We start from the raw sequence: 15,226 nt of genomic DNA on the forward strand, positions 1-15,226 counted from the left end.
ACACGTTTTGGCTACCGGTGACTATGCCTCCTTCAGAACAGCCGCGCTGGACTCAGATCAGTAATAGCCAACCTAACTGCCACCTCTGGCACTTCAGAGGCCGCCGCTGACACCAAGCCCGATGCCGAGCACCGCAGCCAGAGCGAAGGGCAACAGCAGCGTGTCGAGCAACGCGCTGGCCGGCAGGTCGATGGCTGCATGCCTGGGTGGCTCGGCACCGAAACGGTCCAGCGGACAGCAACCGCCGTTGAGGCTGTACCAGTCCAGGCGAGTGCCGGAGTAGACGACGGGCGCGCCGGGCTTGGCAGCATCGAGGGTGCGCACCGTGGCGCAACCGGAGAGCAGTAGGACGAGCGCCAGCGTTGAGCCGAGCCGGATAGTCGATCGTTTCATCGGCGCTTCCTCATGGGTTGGGCGAACGCAGGTGCGGCCGTGCTTAATCGTCGCTGACGATATGGTGCTCGCCCCAGCGCGGCAGCATGTCCTGCGGGATGTTGAGCAGGTTGAGGACGCGCGCGACCACGAAATCCACCAGATCGTCGATGGTCTGCGGCTGATGATAGAAGCCCGGAGACGCCGGGAGGATGGTGGCGCCGAGGTTGGACAGCTTGAGCATGTTCTCCAGGTGAATGCTCGAATACGGTGCTTCGCGAGGCACCAGAATCAGCTGGCGACGCTCCTTGAGCGCCACGTCCGCGGCGCGCTCGATCAGGTTGTTGCAGGCGCCCGTGGCGATTGCCGATAGGGTGCCGGTCGAGCACGGCACCACCACCATGGCAGTCGGTGCGCCGGAACCGGATGCCGGTGGTGCCATCCAGTCTTCTTTGGCGAACACACGGATTTGCCCGGCCGCGGCACCCGTGTATTCAGAGAGAAACGCCTGCATGGCCTGTGGTTTGGCCGGCAGCACGACATCGGTCTCGGTTGCCATCACCAGTTGCGCCGCCTTGGAAATCAGAAAATGGACCTCGCGGTCTTCCTGGATCAGGCAGTCGAGCAGGCGCAAGCCATATTGCGCGCCGGATGCTCCGGTCATGGCCAGGGTGATGCGTTCGGGGCCGCTCATTATCTGTTTCCTTGTTATTGCTTTGTCGTTTTTGGTGGGCTGAAGCCCACCCTACGGGCGTCGATGGTCACCGAAGTAGGGTGGGCCGGGCGGCGCTCCGCTTCAGCCCACCAAAGCGGATTTACGCCAACGCCTCGGCCAATTTCTTGTGCAACCCACCAAAACCACCGTTGCTCATAACCACCACCTGAGTACCCGGCGTGGCATCGGCTTTGACCTTGGCGATGATCGACTCAAGTGAGTCGCACACAGTCGTTTCCACAGGCGAGCCGGCCACGGTGGCCGCCAGGTCCCAACCGAGATTCGGCGGTGCGTACCAGATCGCCTGATCGGCCAGCGCCACCGATTCGGCCAGGCCCTCGCGGTGAGCGCCGAGCTTCATCGAATTCGAGCGCGGTTCGACCACGGCAATGATGGGCGTATCGCCGACGCGCTTGCGCAAGCCGTCGAGCGTGGTGGCAATGGCGGTTGGGTGATGGGCGAAGTCGTCGTAGATGGTCACGCCGTTGACTTCTGCGACCTTTTCCATGCGCCGCTTGACGCTCAAGAACTCACTCAGCGCCTCGGCGCCCTGCTTGGGCAGCACGCCGACATGGCGCGCCGCCGCCAGGGTGGCCAGTGCATTGTTGACGTTGTGCAGGCCAGTCAACTCCCAGTCGACCACACCCTGTACGGCGCCCTCGAAGATCACCTCGAAGCGCGAACCGTCGGCGCTGAGCAGGTTGGCCTTCCATTGCCCGCCTTCGCCGGTGGTCTGCACCGGCGTCCAGCAGCCCATGCCGATGACACGTTTGAGCGCCGTTTCAGACTCGGGATGAATGATCAGGCCTTCACTGGGGACGGTGCGCACCAGATGGTGGAACTGCCGTTCGATGGCCGCGAGGTCCGGGAAGATGTCGGCGTGGTCGAATTCCAGGTTGTTCAGGATCGCCGTACGCGGACGGTAATGGACGAACTTGCTGCGCTTGTCGAAGAAGGCGCTGTCGTATTCGTCGGCCTCGACCACGAAGAACGGCGTACCGCCCAGGCGCGCCGAGATGCCGAAGTTCTGCGGCACACCGCCGATGAGAAAACCCGGGCTCATGCCGGCGTGTTCCAGCACCCAGGCGAGCATGCTGCTGGTGGTGGTCTTGCCGTGCGTGCCAGCAGCCGCCAGCACCCAGCGCCCCTGCAGCACGTGATCGGCCAGCCATTGCGGGCCGGACACATAGGGCAGGCCCTTGTTGAGTACGTATTCCACCGCCGGGTTGCCGCGCGACAGCGCATTGCCGATCACTACCAGATCCGGCGCCGGCTCGAGCTGGCTGGGCTCGTAGCCTTGCGTCAGTTCGATGCCCTGGGCTTCGAGCTGCGTGCTCATGGGTGGGTAGACGTTGGCGTCCGAGCCGGTGACGCGGTGGCCCAGTTCCTTGGCCAGCACTGCGAGCGATCCCATGAAGGTGCCGCAGATGCCGAGAATATGGATATGCATGAATGACCTCTGAAAAGCGCCGCGCCGGGCAATCGGATCAGGCGGCACAGCCACGCCTGTCGGCGCCGAAAACTGCGGCGCAGATTAGCACAGCACTGGCGCTGCCAATGCCCGACCAGCGGTACACCGCACGTCGCCTCGCCAGCCGACGAACGGACTTTGTTCTACGCTGGATCACAGCAGTCCAACACAATTACAAGTCCCGGAGACTCATCATGCGTTACGCCCATCCCGGCAGCGAAGGCGCTGTCGTTTCCTTCAAGTCCCGTTACGGCAACTACATCAACGGCGAGTTCGTCGAGCCGGCCAACGGGCAATACTTCACCAACCTGTCCCCGGTAAACGGCCAGCCTATCGCCGAATTCCCCCGCTCCGACGCCGCCGACATCGAAAAAGCCCTGGATGCCGCGCATGCCGCCGCCGATGCCTGGGGCAAAACCAGCGTGCAGGCGCGCTCGCTGGTCCTGTTGAAGATTGCCGACCGTATCGAGCAGAACCTCGAAATGCTTGCCATCACCGAAACCTGGGATAACGGCAAGGCCGTGCGTGAAACCCTGAACGCCGACATCCCATTGGCTGCAGACCACTTCCGCTACTTCGCTGGGTGCATCCGCGCGCAGGAAGGCACCGCCGCCGAGATCGACGAGCACACCGCGGCTTATCATTTCCACGAACCGCTGGGCGTGGTTGGGCAGATCATCCCTTGGAATTTCCCGATTCTCATGGCCGCCTGGAAGCTCGCCCCTGCGCTGGCCGCGGGCAACTGCGTGGTCTTGAAGCCGGCCGAGCAAACGCCGCTCGGGATCGCCGTGCTCATGGAAGTCATCGGCGACCTACTGCCGCCGGGTGTGCTCAACGTGGTGCAGGGCTACGGGCGCGAAGCCGGCGAAGCCCTGGCGAGCAGCAAGCGCATCGCCAAGATCGCCTTCACCGGCTCCACCCCGGTGGGCTCGCACATCATGAAGCGCGCCGCTGAGGCCATCATCCCGAGCACCGTTGAGCTGGGAGGCAAGAGCCCGAACATCTACTTCGAAGACATCATGCAGGCCGAGCCGACGTTCATCGAGAAAGCCGCCGAAGGCCTGGTACTGGGCTTCTTCAACCAGGGCGAAGTCTGCACCTGCCCGTCGCGGGCGCTGGTGCAGGAGTCGATCTACGGGCCGTTCATGGAAGCGGTGATGAAGAAGGTCGCGCAGATCAAGCGCGGCGACCCGCTGGACACGGACACCATGGTCGGCGCTCAGGCCAGCCAGCAGCAGTTCGACAAGATCATGTCCTACCTGGAAATCGCCAAGCAGGAAGGCGCCGAAGTGCTCACTGGCGGCGGCGTGGAGAAACTCGAAGGCTCGCTCGCCACCGGCTATTACATCCAGCCGACCCTGCTCAAGGGCACCAACAAGATGCGTGTGTTCCAGGAGGAAATCTTCGGCCCGGTCATCGGCGTCACGACCTTCAAGGACGAAGCCGAAGCCCTGGCCATCGCCAATGACACCGAGTACGGCCTGGGTGCAGGCGTCTGGACCCGCGACATCAACCGCGCCTATCGCATGGGCCGGGCGATCAAGGCCGGACGCGTGTGGACCAACTGCTACCACCTCTACCCGGCGCATGCGGCGTTCGGTGGCTACAAGAAGTCCGGCGTCGGTCGCGAAACCCACAAGATGATCCTCGACAGCTACCAGCAGACCAAGAACCTGCTGATCAGCTACGACATCAATCCTCTCGGGTTCTTCTAGCCCATAAACAGTGCCCGCCCACGCCGCAAGGCGTCGGGCTGGTGCACGCGTGGCTGCCTTTTCACTCAAGAGGTCCCCAAACGCAGTAGAAACCGCAAAGGCACAGCGCTTGCTTTAACGATCCTGCCGTACCCGAACCCATCAAAGGATGATTCCCATGGCTCTCGAACACAGCAGTGCAACACCCCCTTCCCACGCCATCGATTTCGAAGCAGTTGGCAGCACCTATTTCCAGGAACGCGAACTGAAGAAAGGCGCCGCCGGTTGGGTGCTGCTGGTGGGCCTGGGCGTCGCCTACGTGATTTCCGGCGACTATGCCGGCTGGAACTTCGGCCTCGCTCAGGGCGGCTGGGGCGGGCTGTTCATCGCCACGCTGCTGATGGCGACCATGTACCTGTGCATGTGCTTTTCACTCGCCGAACTCTCTTCGATGATTCCCACAGCAGGCGGCGGCTATGGTTTCGCCCGAAGCGCCTTCGGCCCGCTGGGAGGCTTTCTCACCGGCACGGCGATCCTGATCGAGTACGCAATCGCCCCCGCAGCCATCGCCGTGTTCATTGGCGCTTACTGCGAATCGCTGTTCGGCATTGGCGGCTGGGCGATCTACCTGGCGTTCTACATCATCTTTATTGGCATCCATATCTTCGGCGTCGGCGAGGCGTTGAAGCTGATGTTCATCATCACCGCGATTGCTGCGCTGGCCTTGGGCGTCTTCATCGTCGCGATGGTGCCGCACTTCTCGGTCGATAAACTGCTCGACATCGCGCCGACCACCGCCGCCGGCGCCAGCAGCTTTCTGCCCTATGGCTATGTGGGCATCTGGGCAGCTATCCCTTACGCGATCTGGTTCTTCCTTGCGGTCGAGGGCGTACCGCTGGCCGCCGAGGAAACCAAGAACCCGCAGCGCGACATGCCGCGTGGGCTGATCGGTGCCATGCTGATTCTGGTGGCCTTTGCCGGCCTGATCCTGTTGGTCGGGCCTGGCGGGGCTGGCTCCAGCACCCTCGTGGAATCCGGCAATCCGCTAGTCGAGGCGCTGACCACCGCCTACGGGTCGTCCACCTGGATGAGCGGTTTCGTCAATCTGGTCGGGCTGGCCGGCCTCATCGCCAGCTTCTTCTCGATCATCTACGCCTACTCCCGGCAGATTTTCGCGTTGTCACGGGCTGGCTACCTGCCGCGCAAACTGTCGCTGACTAACAAGAACAAGGCGCCGGTTATGGCCTTGATTATCCCCGGCGTGATCGGCTTCCTGCTCTCGCTCACCGGCCAGGGCGATCTGCTGATTCTGGTCGCTGTGTTCGGCGCAACCATCTCCTACGTGCTGATGATGGCCTCGCATATCGTGCTGCGGATGCGCCGTCCGGACCTGCATCGCCCATACAAGACGCCCGGTGGCGTACTGACTTCCGGCGTCGCGCTGGTGCTGGCCTGCATCGCAGTGGTGGCGGGCTTCCTCGTCGACCCACGGGTGGTCATTGCCGCCGCGGTGATCTATGGCGTCTTCATCGCCTACTTCGCGATCTACAGCCGTCATCATCTGGTGGCTGGCACGCCGGAAGAGGAATTCGCGGCGATCGAGAGTGCCGAGGCGGCGTTGCACAAATAAGGGGGCTGTATGGCGGGATACACGCACAGCGTAGGCGGCACTAACTGGCGCTTCGACAGCCTGCGCGAGGTAATGGCCAAGGCCAGCCCGGCGCGCTCCGGTGATTTCCTCGCGGAAGTCGCAGCGGGCAGCGACGCCGAGCGCGTGGCCGCACAGATGTGCCTGGCGCAGATCCCGCTCAAGCGCTTTCTCGAAGAGGCGTTGATCCCGTACGAGACCGACGAAGTCACCCGGCTGATCATCGACGGCCACGACACCGACGCCTTCGCCCCGGTCAGCCATCTGACCGTGGGCGATTTTCGCAACTGGCTGCTGGGTGATGACGCCGACGAGGCTGCGCTCAAGGCGCTCGCGCCTGGCCTGACACCCGAGATGGTCGCTGCAGTGTCGAAGATCATGCGCGTACAGGACCTGATCCTCGTCGCGCAGAAAGTGCGCGTCGTCACCCGCTTTCGCAACACCATCGGCCTGCGCGGGCGCATGTCCACCCGCCTGCAACCCAATCACCCCACCGACGAAGCCGCCGGGATCGCCGCCAGCATCGTCGACGGGCTGCTCTACGGTAACGGCGACGCGGTGATCGGCATCAACCCGGCCACCGACAGCACCAGCGGCATCTGCGACCTGTTGAAGATGCTCGACGCCATCATCCAGCGTTACGACATACCGACCCAGGGCTGCATTCTCACCCACGTCACCACCTCCATCGAAGCGATCAACCGTGGCGCGCCGCTGGATCTCGTGTTCCAGTCCATCGCCGGCACCGAAGCGGCGAACAGCAGTTTCGGGATCAACCTGGCGGTTCTGCAGGAGGGCTACGAGGCCGGTTTGTCGCAGAATCGCGGCACGGTCGGGGATAACCTGATGTACTTCGAGACCGGCCAGGGCAGCGCCTTGTCGGCCAACGCGCACCATGGCGTCGACCAGCAGACCTGCGAGGCCCGCGCCTACGCCGTGGCGCGCAAATTCAAGCCGCTACTGGTCAATACCGTGGTCGGCTTCATCGGCCCGGAGTACCTCTACAACGGCAAGCAGATCATCCGCGCCGGTTTGGAAGATCACTTCTGCGCCAAGCTGCTCGGCGTGCCCATGGGCTGCGACATCTGCTACACCAACCATGCCGAAGCCGATCAGGACGACATGGATGTGCTGCTGACCCTGCTTGGTACCGCCGGTATCAACTTCATCATGGGCATCCCGGGCTCGGACGATGTGATGCTCCACTACCAGACCACTTCGTTCCACGACGCGCTCTATCTGCGCCAGAGCCTGGGGCTCAGGCCAGCGCCAGAGTTCGAGGAATGGCTGGCGAAGATGGACATCCTGCGCCAGGACGGCGGACGGCTGCGGATGGGTGAACAGCTCCCGCCCGCCTTTCGCCAGGCGCTGGAGCGGATGGCATGAGGCCGTTTAGTCATAGCGGCCCATTGGTGGCTGAATCGGCCAGGTGCATGCATCGGATCGCCAGCGAGGACTGGGCGTCCCCCTTGCTCCTACAGGTCCTGCACAGCCCTGCTTCTCGTAGGAGCCAGCTTGCTGGCGATCACAACCACCTAGCGCTATCCAATCAGCACGCCCGGAGCATCACGGAGCAACAGCAATGAGCACGCGCCCGCCCACCGCCATTACCAACCCCTGGAGCCACCTGCGCCACCTCACCCCGGCGCGTATCGCTTTGGGTCGTGCGGGCACCAGCCTGCCCACCGATGCCCAGCTGGATTTCCAGTTCGCTCATGCGCAGGCACGCGACGCCGTGCATCTATCCCTCGACACCGAAGAACTGGCTCATCAGCTTCAGGACAAAGGGTTCAGGACCCTGCAACTGCGCTCCGCAGCCGCTGACCGCTACATTTACCTCCAGCGCCCGGACCTGGGACGACGGCTGGACGAGCCTTCCGCCGAACAGCTGACAGACCACACCACTGAACACGCCGAGGGCTACGACCTGGCGATCGTCATTGCCGATGGCCTGTCAGCGCTCGCCGTCCAGCGCCACGCCCTACCCTTGCTTCAGCGCATCGAAGAACAGATCGAAAAGGATGGCTGGAGCCTCGCCCCCATCAGCCTGGTGCAACAGGGCCGTGTCGCGCTGGGCGATGAAGTGGGCGAGCGGCTCAAGGCGAAGATGGTGGTGATGCTCGTGGGCGAACGCCCAGGCTTGAGCTCGCCGGACAGCCTCGGCCTGTACTTCACCTACGACCCGAAGGTCGGCCGTACCGATGCCGATCGCAACTGCATCTCCAACATCCGCCTGGAGGGCCTGAACTACAACCTAGCCGCGCACCGCCTGATCCACCTGATGCGCGAAGCCTGCCGCCGCCAACTCTCAGGGGTGACGCTGAAGGACGAAGCGGAAGTGCTCAGCCTCGACGACGACAAGCCGAAGACCGGCAACTTCCTGCTGGGTTGAACCGCAGCAAATTCGATACGTTGCAAGCCGAGTCACCGAGCGGCCGCTCAGGCTCCCGGCAACACCAGAACCGCGTCGATTTCGAACAGCATTCCATCCAGCGCCAGCCGTGGCACTGGAATCAGGGTGCAGGCTGGCTTCATCTCCGTGCCGAACGCCCGCTCCAATTCCTCTCCCAGCACGCCCAACCGCTGCTCGCTGTGATCGACGATCAACACCGTCAGTTTTGCGACCTGCGCAGGCTCCCCACCGGCCGCCTCGATGCCGATCAGCAGGTTGGCCATGGCCTGCCGCACCTGCTCACGAAAGTCATCCGATAGCCGACCGTCCTCGGTCTCCCCGCCCTGCCCGGCAATGAACGCCAACCGCGCGCCAGCAGGCACCATCGCGATATGGGAGTAACCGTTCGGCGCCGGGTCGTACAGACCAGGCGGATTGATCATCGCGGGTCTGGATGATGTCTTCGAATCATTCATGCTGCCTCCAATGTCAGGTTGGGAGCGGAAGCGCCGCCTCCTCGACCCACCATAGCGAAGCGGCGACTCGATGACGACCCGACAGCTTGCCGATGGTCCGCACCCCGCTTAAGGTTGTCGCCCCCTGGCTGGAGGCTTTTTCATGTGGTCATTTCGCGATTGGCGCCGCAAACGCATCCTCGCCCGCCTCGCCATCGAACCTGCCCTCTGGCAGCGCATACTGGACAGCCTGCCGATCCTCGACGGCTTGACCCAGGAGGAAACCGAGCGCCTGCGTGAGCGCAGCCTCCTGTTTCTGCATGCCAAGCGCCTGACCGCCCTGCCCGGCGTCGAACTGCAGCCGGCAGATCGCCTGCGCCTGGCCGCGCAAGCGCAGCTGCCGCTGCTGCATCTGGCCGATCTGGACTGGTACCAAGGCTTCCATGAAATCGTGATATACCCGGGCGACTTTCACAGCCCGCAGAAGCACCGCGACTCGGCCGGCGTGGTGCATGAGTGGGACGGCCAGCACAGCGGTGAGGCCTGGCTGCAGGGCCCTGTCATTCTGGCCTGGCCCGGGGTTAAGGAAAGCGGCAGCTGGGAAGGCTACAACCTGGTGATCCACGAGCTCGCGCATAAGCTCGACATGCTCAACGGCGATGCCAACGGCCTTCCGCCACTGCACGCCAACATGCATATCGAGAGCTGGGCGACGGCGATGCAAAGCGCCTATGACAGGCTCAACCGAACGCTGGACGCCAACCCAGACGCCCATACCGACATTGATCCCTATGCCGCCGAAAATCCGGCCGAGTTCTTCGCCGTCACCAGCGAATACTTCTTCAGCGCGCCGGATCTGCTGCACCAGAGCTATCCCGAGGTGTACGCCCAGCTCCAGGCCTTCTACCGCCAGGACCCACTGACGCGTCTTCGAGACCTGCAAACGAGCCATCCCGACTACGCGGAACCTCACTGACCTGGGGCCGTCGAATGCGCGCATGACGTGCCAGCCAAGTCCGCTACGCCCGGCATGGCAAAACGCCCGACACTGCGCCTATAATCGCGCCCACTTTTTTCGCCCCAGGCCGCCTCGGCCGACCACGGAGCAATGTTCATGAGCTACAGCAAAGTCCCGGCCGGCAAAGACCTGCCAAACGACATCTACGTCGCCATCGAAATCCCGGCCAACCACGCGCCGATCAAATACGAAATCGATCACGACACCGACTGCCTGTTCGTCGACCGCTTCATGGCCACGCCGATGTTCTACCCGGCCAACTACGGCTTCATCCCTCACACCCTGGCCGACGATGGCGACCCGCTAGACGTACTGGTCGTGACGCCCTACCCAGTTGCCCCAGGCTCCGTCATCCGCTGCCGTCCAGTGGGCGTGCTGAACATGACCGACGAAGCCGGCGGCGACGCCAAGTTGATTGCCGTCCCGCATGACAAGCTGAGCCAGCTGTACGTGGACGTGAAGGAATACACCGACCTGCCGCCGCTGCTGATCGAGCAGATCAAGCACTTCTTCGAGAACTACAAGGATCTCGAGAAGGGCAAGTGGGTCAAGGTCGAAGGCTGGGAAGGCGCCGACGCCGCCCGCGCCGCCATCATCAAAGCTGCCGAGGCTTATCAGAAGTAAGCCGAAGCACTGAAGAAAAGCCGGCCACAAGCCGGCTTTTTTATGCCTCGATTTTCGTACTACCTCATTTGAACGTGAGCTTGCTCCCGGCGTTAAACCGTCCGCCCCGGCGCGGGTTCGTAATACGACCGAAGCCGCCGTTGATTCGCAGATTGTCGTAGTAGTCGCGGCCGAACAGGTTAACGACGCCCAAATGAGCCTCCCAGCGCTGATCGCTATCCAGCAGAGGCCAGCCACTACGTGCATTGGTGGCGACATCGCCGGCTACGCGGCTCTCGTTGGCGCTGTAGCGCATTGTTGCTCCTGCGCCCTCAAATTGACCGGCACTTACCAGTCCTTACCGCTTGTAGCGAAGGTAGACATCACCTGCGCGAGACGTTACAGCTGGACACGCGTCTGCCGCACGCCTCAAACGAAGCTTGAGCACGCCGCAGGTCAACGATCAGCCGGCGACAGCAACCTGCCCGACGAAGTATCGACACCAGATCACACAAAACCCGCTGCGGACTGTCTATCAGAGGTGATCTCGTAGAACCGTGGGCAATGACCGTTAGACTAGCGGCATGGTTTTACTTGTCATCCCGTGCAATACCTAAGAAACAGCTCTAAGTCATATTGGATTTGCGATGACCACCACCTACAACGTCGCATTGGTAAGCCTGTCCATCCTGATCGCGATCGCAGGCTCTTTCACCGCGCTGGACCTGGCCAGCCGAGCTCGTGCCTCGGCAGACTGGATTCGCCACGCCTGGTTATGCGCAGCGGCTGTGTGCATGGGCGGCAGCATTTGGTCGATGCACTTTGTCGGAATGCTCGCGTTCGGCATGCCCGGCATGCAGATTCGATACGACATACCCCTGACGCTCTGGTCGCTGGTCGTCCCCATCGTCGTGACAGCCGTAAGCTTTTTGGCTGTGGCCAGCCGCGGGCTGACTCGTACCACGCTGGGAATTGGCGGCCTGTTCATGGGGCTCGGGATCGGCGCAATGCATTACATGGGTATGGCTGCGATGACGATGCATGCGCAGCTTTCCTATGACCCGCTGTGGGTGACCATCTCGTTCTGCATCGGCATCGGCGCAGCTACCGTTGCACTCTGGCTCTCCACTCGAAGCCGGCGCTTGTCGCTGCAGGCCATCTCGGCTGTTGCCATGGGCTTCGCCGTGGCGGGTATGCATTACTCCGCGATGGCTGGTGCACATTTCACGCCGCTGGACGATGCGACGCCAGCGCTTCCGGGTGGTGGCCTGGACCTGCTGACGCTAGCGCTGGCGGTTGCCGGGTCGACCTTCGTCGTGCTTTTTCTGGGGCTTACTGCATCGATGTACGACAGGCGCATGGCGAGCCTCAGCGAGCGCGAAGCCGCAGCGCTGCGCCAGAGTGAAGAGCGATTTCGCGAGCTGTACAGCAAGACGCCGTTGCCGCTGCATTCGCTGGACGAACAGGGTCGGCTGGAATCGGTGAGCGATGCCTGGTTGGTGTTGATGGGCCATCGACGTGAGGACGTCATCGGCCGGCCGCTGATCAACTTCATGACCGAGCGTTCCGCACGGCAGATGCTTAGCCAGGACTGGCCCGCGTTATTGAAAACAGGCGAATGCCTTAACGCCGAGTACCGACTGGTGGCCCGAGCGGGTGCGTTCATCGACGTCCTGGCCTCAACCCGGCTCGAACAGACAACCCAAGGCCCTCTCATCATAGGTGGCCTGGTGAACATTACTGAACGCCGCCACGCCGAGGCGGCGCTGCGTCAGGCGCAAAAGATGGAAGCCATCGGTAAGCTCACCGGCGGCATCGCTCATGACTTCAACAACCTGCTTGCAGTAGTAGGCGGAAATCTTGAACTGCTTCGCAAGCGGCTGCCGCACGACACGACGCGTACAGCCCCCCTGATCGACAACGCGTTGCTGGCGACACAGCGCGGTGCGAGCCTGGTGCAGCGAATGCTGGCATTCGCGCGCAAACAAGAGCTGAATCCCAGTTCGGTCGTGCTGCAAGACCTGGTGCTGAACATGCGCGAGCTGCTACGCCGCTCTGTCAACACCAATATCAACATCGAAACTCGGTTCCCCCTCAGCTTGCCGCCGGCTTACGTGGATGCGAACCAGCTCGAAATGGTGCTGATCAACCTGGTAGTCAATGCTCGGGATGCCATGGCAACGGGCGGCACCATCTGCATCGAGGGGCAGCTGCGCGCGGCATCGGAAGGCATGCAGGAATACGTCGCCTTGATCGTGCGTGACACCGGTATCGGCATGAGCCAGGAAACGCTCGCACGCGCCACGGAACCCTTCTTCACCACCAAGGGACCGGGCAAGGGTACGGGCCTTGGTCTATCGATGGCACACGGCCTAGTCGAACAGTCGGGCGGGAGTCTGACAATCGAAAGCAGCCCAGAAACGGGAACGACTATCGAGCTGTGGTTACCCTTAGGCGTCTCCGATCAGCGGGGCGTGGCAGCCTCGGATGACAAAGTCGAGCCCGCCTTGCCCCCCGTACCGGCGCTGACAATCCTCATTGTGGACGACGACCCCCTGGTGCTAGCCAACACCGCCGCGCTGCTCGAGGACATGGGCCATCAGGTCACCAGTGTCGATGGTGGCGAGGCCGCGCTTAGCGTTCTGCGCCAGCAGCGAGCTTTTGACATCCTGATCACCGATCAGATGATGCCAGGCATGACGGGCACCCAGCTGGCCAAGATCGTTAGGGGCGAGAGACCGGAGCTGCCGATCCTACTGGTCAGCGGCTACGCAGAACTGGCCGAAGAAGGCCGCCCTGTGCACACACTGGCAAAGCCGTTCACACAGCACACGCTTAGCGTGGCCATCAGCGAAACACTAGGTCGCCCTAGCTCGCGCACCGTGGTGCCGTTGCTCAGCCGTCGCTGAGTACCGGTTCGCTCCGGCGACTACCCTGACAACGAAAAAGCCGGCCCATGGCCGGCTTTTCAGTTCATCGATACGCAGCGTATGCGCCTGTGCCCAGACGCCATCGGCCGCGTACTTAGTCGATCAAGACTTGCCTTTGCTAACCGCAGCGCCCGAACCGAGGTCAGCCCCGGTCAGCGGGTCAACGGAGACATCGGACTGGGTCCGCACCGCCATCTGCTGGACCACTTTCTGCTGGGCCTTGCTCAGATCGACCGAAGGCTTGCCATCGCCGCCGTCCACCGCCGGTTGCGGATCTTCGACGAACTCCCACTCCGGCCCCTGATTCCAGGGTCCACGCAGATCGCCTTCGCCTTGCGACAGGTTGTAGTAGACGTTGGCAAATTGCGGATCGCCCGGCAGTTTGCCCTGAGGAAAATTGGGCTGGATGGCGTGCAGCGCTTTCTCGAACGATTTCTGATGCGCGATTTCCCGGGTCATCAGGAATTTCAGTGCGTCTTTAATGCCTGGATCGTCAGTCACGTTGATGAGCCGCTCATAGACAATCTTGGCGCGCGCCTCGGCTGCGATGTTGGAACGCAGGTCCGCCGCCGGCTCGCCAATGGAGTCGACATAGGCTGCGGTCCAGGGCACACCTGCAGAGTTGGTCAAGGCTGGGCCTCCGCCATAGAGCAACGAAGTGATATGCGAATCGTTGCCACCACCGGTCAGCGAGCGATACAGATCCGCTTCCTTCTCGACACCTTCGGACAGCTCGCCCTTGGCGCCCTTGTTGAGCATACCGACGATGGAGCCGATGACTTCGAGGTGGCTGAGCTCCTCGGTGGCGATGTCCATGAGCATATCCTTGCGGCCCGGATCATCCTCGGACACACCCTGGACGAAGTAACGCATGGCAGCGGCCAACTCGCCTTGGGGCCCGCCGAATTGTTCGAGCATCAGGTTTGCAAGGCCCGGATTGGGCGCAGCGACACGCACGGTGTATTGAAGTCGTTTGTTATGGACGAACATGGTTCACCTCTCGATTCTTATGACTTCCCTTGGAAACAACCTCCTTTAGTGAAATGGGGCCGCTGACGGCATTGAATGCAAGCGGCCCTACTGGTGGAGTCCAAAAAAACCTAACTGTCCGATTGTTTTTATCAATCACGCCGATGGCTATTGCCAATGAGTCAGCATCAACCGACCGAGGTCTACGCGCGCCGCTTCGCTTCGAGCAACAGTCAACTTGAACCGATGTCGGCGATGGCACTCTATGGAATCCACAGCATTCGCTGACTTCTGAGGTGACAGATGCGCCGTCCGGTACGCTCCCGTTTATCCAGCCATACCCCGTCAATCCTGGCCGCTCTGCTGACTGCCGTAGTCAGCGGGACAGCCCTTGCAAGCTCGCCGCAAGTACTCGGGTGGGTCGAGAAAGGCTTGATCCTTCCTGAGCAGGTCGCGGTGAAATTCAAGCTCGACACCGGCGCGTTGACCTCTTCCATGCACGCCGAAAATATCGACCGTTTTGAAAAAGATGGCGACGAATGGGTGCGCTTCACAGTCGAGCTGGAGGATGTGGATACAGACAAAGACGTCAGAACCCGCCTGGAGCGCAAGATGGTGCGCGACATCAAGGTGCGTGGCGCCGGCGGTGCTGAAGAACGTCCGGTGGTACTGATGAAGGTCTGTCTGGGCAACCAGATGTACGAAGAGCAGTTCTCGCTGAACGACCGGGACAAGATGAATTACCCGGTTCTGATCGGTCGCCGTACCCTGGAAAAGGTAGGCCTGGTGGATTCATCCAAGACCTTCACGACCGAACCAAACTGTTCCGGCGCCTAAGCGGCAGAATCACGAGCACTGCGGATCGCCATCGGTCCGCACTCCGTTTCATTTTGTTGCAACTCCCTAATCCCCCTCCGGTCCACTGAACAGCGTCGCCGCTGCAACCGCAGCGCCAGCGC

At 62.2% G+C, this 15,226-nt stretch carries 15 protein-coding genes; 9 read left to right on the forward strand and 6 right to left on the reverse strand.

The genetic code is table 11. The features are described from left to right. Window positions 1-93 precede the first annotated feature (93 nt). The 3 genes from C1896_18510 to mpl form a co-directional block, all read right to left on the reverse strand. Complete coding sequence (locus C1896_18510) at window positions 94-393, reverse strand: YceK/YidQ family lipoprotein (GenBank protein AZZ46729.1); 300 nt, start codon at window positions 391-393, stop codon at window positions 94-96. 43 nt (window positions 394-436) lie between these two features. Then, complete coding sequence (locus C1896_18515) at window positions 437-1,066, reverse strand: UbiX family flavin prenyltransferase (protein ID AZZ46730.1); 630 nt, start codon at window positions 1,064-1,066, stop codon at window positions 437-439. Between the two features lie 121 nt (window positions 1,067-1,187). Beyond that, the gene (mpl, locus tag C1896_18520) at window positions 1,188-2,537 is read right to left on the reverse strand and encodes a UDP-N-acetylmuramate:L-alanyl-gamma-D-glutamyl-meso-diaminopimelate ligase (protein ID AZZ46731.1); all 1,350 of its coding nucleotides are present in this window, start codon (window positions 2,535-2,537) and stop codon (window positions 1,188-1,190) included. 215 nt (window positions 2,538-2,752) lie between these two features. Between mpl and C1896_18525 the strand changes: the two genes are divergently transcribed. The 5 genes from C1896_18525 (at window position 2,753) to C1896_18545 (ending at window position 8,292) form a co-directional block, all read left to right on the forward strand. Next, window positions 2,753-4,273 (forward strand): aldehyde dehydrogenase, encoded by a 1,521-nt coding sequence (locus C1896_18525; GenBank protein ID AZZ47732.1) that lies wholly within the window; start codon window positions 2,753-2,755, stop codon window positions 4,271-4,273. A gap of 157 nt (window positions 4,274-4,430) precedes the next feature. After that, the gene (gene eat / locus C1896_18530) at window positions 4,431-5,882 is read left to right on the forward strand and encodes an ethanolamine permease (GenBank protein ID AZZ46732.1); all 1,452 of its coding nucleotides are present in this window, start codon (window positions 4,431-4,433) and stop codon (window positions 5,880-5,882) included. 9 nt (window positions 5,883-5,891) lie between these two features. Continuing rightward, window positions 5,892-7,286: an ethanolamine ammonia lyase large subunit gene (locus tag C1896_18535; protein ID AZZ46733.1), complete on the forward strand. Its 1,395-nt coding sequence runs from the start codon at window positions 5,892-5,894 to the stop codon at window positions 7,284-7,286. Beyond that, window positions 7,283-7,486: a hypothetical protein gene (locus C1896_18540; GenBank protein AZZ46734.1), complete on the forward strand. Its 204-nt coding sequence runs from the start codon at window positions 7,283-7,285 to the stop codon at window positions 7,484-7,486. The genes C1896_18535 and C1896_18540 overlap by 4 nt, the downstream gene beginning before the upstream one ends. Beyond that, window positions 7,483-8,292 (forward strand): ethanolamine ammonia-lyase, encoded by an 810-nt coding sequence (locus tag C1896_18545; protein AZZ46735.1) that lies wholly within the window; start codon window positions 7,483-7,485, stop codon window positions 8,290-8,292. Before C1896_18540 ends, C1896_18545 begins: the two co-directional genes overlap by 4 nt. 47 nt (window positions 8,293-8,339) lie before the next feature. Here C1896_18545 and C1896_18550 read toward each other — a convergent pair whose 3' ends face one another. Beyond that, a complete protein-coding gene (locus C1896_18550; protein AZZ46736.1) occupies window positions 8,340-8,768 on the reverse strand; it encodes a hypothetical protein in 429 nt (142 codons plus the stop codon). A 142-nt stretch (window positions 8,769-8,910) separates the two neighbouring features. Here C1896_18550 and C1896_18555 point away from each other — a divergent pair, with 142 nt between their 5' ends. Further along, window positions 8,911-9,723: a zinc-dependent peptidase gene (locus C1896_18555; protein ID AZZ46737.1), complete on the forward strand. Its 813-nt coding sequence runs from the start codon at window positions 8,911-8,913 to the stop codon at window positions 9,721-9,723. 138 nt (window positions 9,724-9,861) lie between these two features. Continuing rightward, a complete protein-coding gene (locus tag C1896_18560) occupies window positions 9,862-10,389 on the forward strand; it encodes an inorganic diphosphatase (GenBank protein AZZ46738.1) in 528 nt (175 codons plus the stop codon). Window positions 10,390-10,453: 64 nt separating this feature from the next. Here C1896_18560 and C1896_18565 read toward each other — a convergent pair whose 3' ends face one another. After that, window positions 10,454-10,684, reverse strand: a complete 231-nt coding sequence (locus C1896_18565) for a hypothetical protein (GenBank protein ID AZZ46739.1) — start codon at window positions 10,682-10,684, stop codon at window positions 10,454-10,456. 331 nt (window positions 10,685-11,015) lie between these two features. Between C1896_18565 and C1896_18570 the strand changes: the two genes are divergently transcribed. Beyond that, complete coding sequence (locus C1896_18570; GenBank protein AZZ46740.1) at window positions 11,016-13,277, forward strand: sensor histidine kinase; 2,262 nt, start codon at window positions 11,016-11,018, stop codon at window positions 13,275-13,277. Between the two features lie 123 nt (window positions 13,278-13,400). Here C1896_18570 and C1896_18575 read toward each other — a convergent pair whose 3' ends face one another. Then, window positions 13,401-14,288, reverse strand: coding sequence for an Mn-containing catalase (locus C1896_18575; GenBank protein AZZ46741.1), 888 nt, complete (start codon window positions 14,286-14,288; stop codon window positions 13,401-13,403). 282 nt (window positions 14,289-14,570) lie between these two features. Between C1896_18575 and C1896_18580 the strand changes: the two genes are divergently transcribed. After that, entirely contained in the window at window positions 14,571-15,104 is a 534-nt protein-coding gene (locus C1896_18580) for an ATP-dependent zinc protease (GenBank protein ID AZZ46742.1), read from the forward strand. Window positions 15,105-15,226: the final 122 nt, after the last annotated feature.

The sequence above is a fragment of the Pseudomonadaceae bacterium SI-3 genome, from assembly GCA_004010935.1.
Classification (GTDB): domain Bacteria; phylum Pseudomonadota; class Gammaproteobacteria; order Pseudomonadales; family Pseudomonadaceae; genus Stutzerimonas.

What these genes read in the sequence shown, in the direction of transcription:
- C1896_18510 (AZZ46729.1), bottom strand. Translation starts at nt 393, where the DNA reads ATGAAACGATCGACTATCCGGCTCGGCTCAACGCTGGCGCTCGTCCTA.
- C1896_18515 (AZZ46730.1), bottom strand. Translation starts at nt 1,066, where the DNA reads ATGAGCGGCCCCGAACGCATCACCCTGGCCATGACCGGAGCATCCGGC.
- mpl (AZZ46731.1), bottom strand. Translation starts at nt 2,537, where the DNA reads ATGCATATCCATATTCTCGGCATCTGCGGCACCTTCATGGGATCGCTC.
- C1896_18525 (AZZ47732.1), top strand. Translation starts at nt 2,753, where the DNA reads ATGCGTTACGCCCATCCCGGCAGCGAAGGCGCTGTCGTTTCCTTCAAG.
- eat (AZZ46732.1), top strand. Translation starts at nt 4,431, where the DNA reads ATGGCTCTCGAACACAGCAGTGCAACACCCCCTTCCCACGCCATCGAT.
- C1896_18535 (AZZ46733.1), top strand. Translation starts at nt 5,892, where the DNA reads ATGGCGGGATACACGCACAGCGTAGGCGGCACTAACTGGCGCTTCGAC.
- C1896_18540 (AZZ46734.1), top strand. Translation starts at nt 7,283, where the DNA reads ATGAGGCCGTTTAGTCATAGCGGCCCATTGGTGGCTGAATCGGCCAGG.
- C1896_18545 (AZZ46735.1), top strand. Translation starts at nt 7,483, where the DNA reads ATGAGCACGCGCCCGCCCACCGCCATTACCAACCCCTGGAGCCACCTG.
- C1896_18550 (AZZ46736.1), bottom strand. Translation starts at nt 8,768, where the DNA reads ATGAATGATTCGAAGACATCATCCAGACCCGCGATGATCAATCCGCCT.
- C1896_18555 (AZZ46737.1), top strand. Translation starts at nt 8,911, where the DNA reads ATGTGGTCATTTCGCGATTGGCGCCGCAAACGCATCCTCGCCCGCCTC.
- C1896_18560 (AZZ46738.1), top strand. Translation starts at nt 9,862, where the DNA reads ATGAGCTACAGCAAAGTCCCGGCCGGCAAAGACCTGCCAAACGACATC.
- C1896_18565 (AZZ46739.1), bottom strand. Translation starts at nt 10,684, where the DNA reads ATGCGCTACAGCGCCAACGAGAGCCGCGTAGCCGGCGATGTCGCCACC.
- C1896_18570 (AZZ46740.1), top strand. Translation starts at nt 11,016, where the DNA reads ATGACCACCACCTACAACGTCGCATTGGTAAGCCTGTCCATCCTGATC.
- C1896_18575 (AZZ46741.1), bottom strand. Translation starts at nt 14,288, where the DNA reads ATGTTCGTCCATAACAAACGACTTCAATACACCGTGCGTGTCGCTGCG.
- C1896_18580 (AZZ46742.1), top strand. Translation starts at nt 14,571, where the DNA reads ATGCGCCGTCCGGTACGCTCCCGTTTATCCAGCCATACCCCGTCAATC.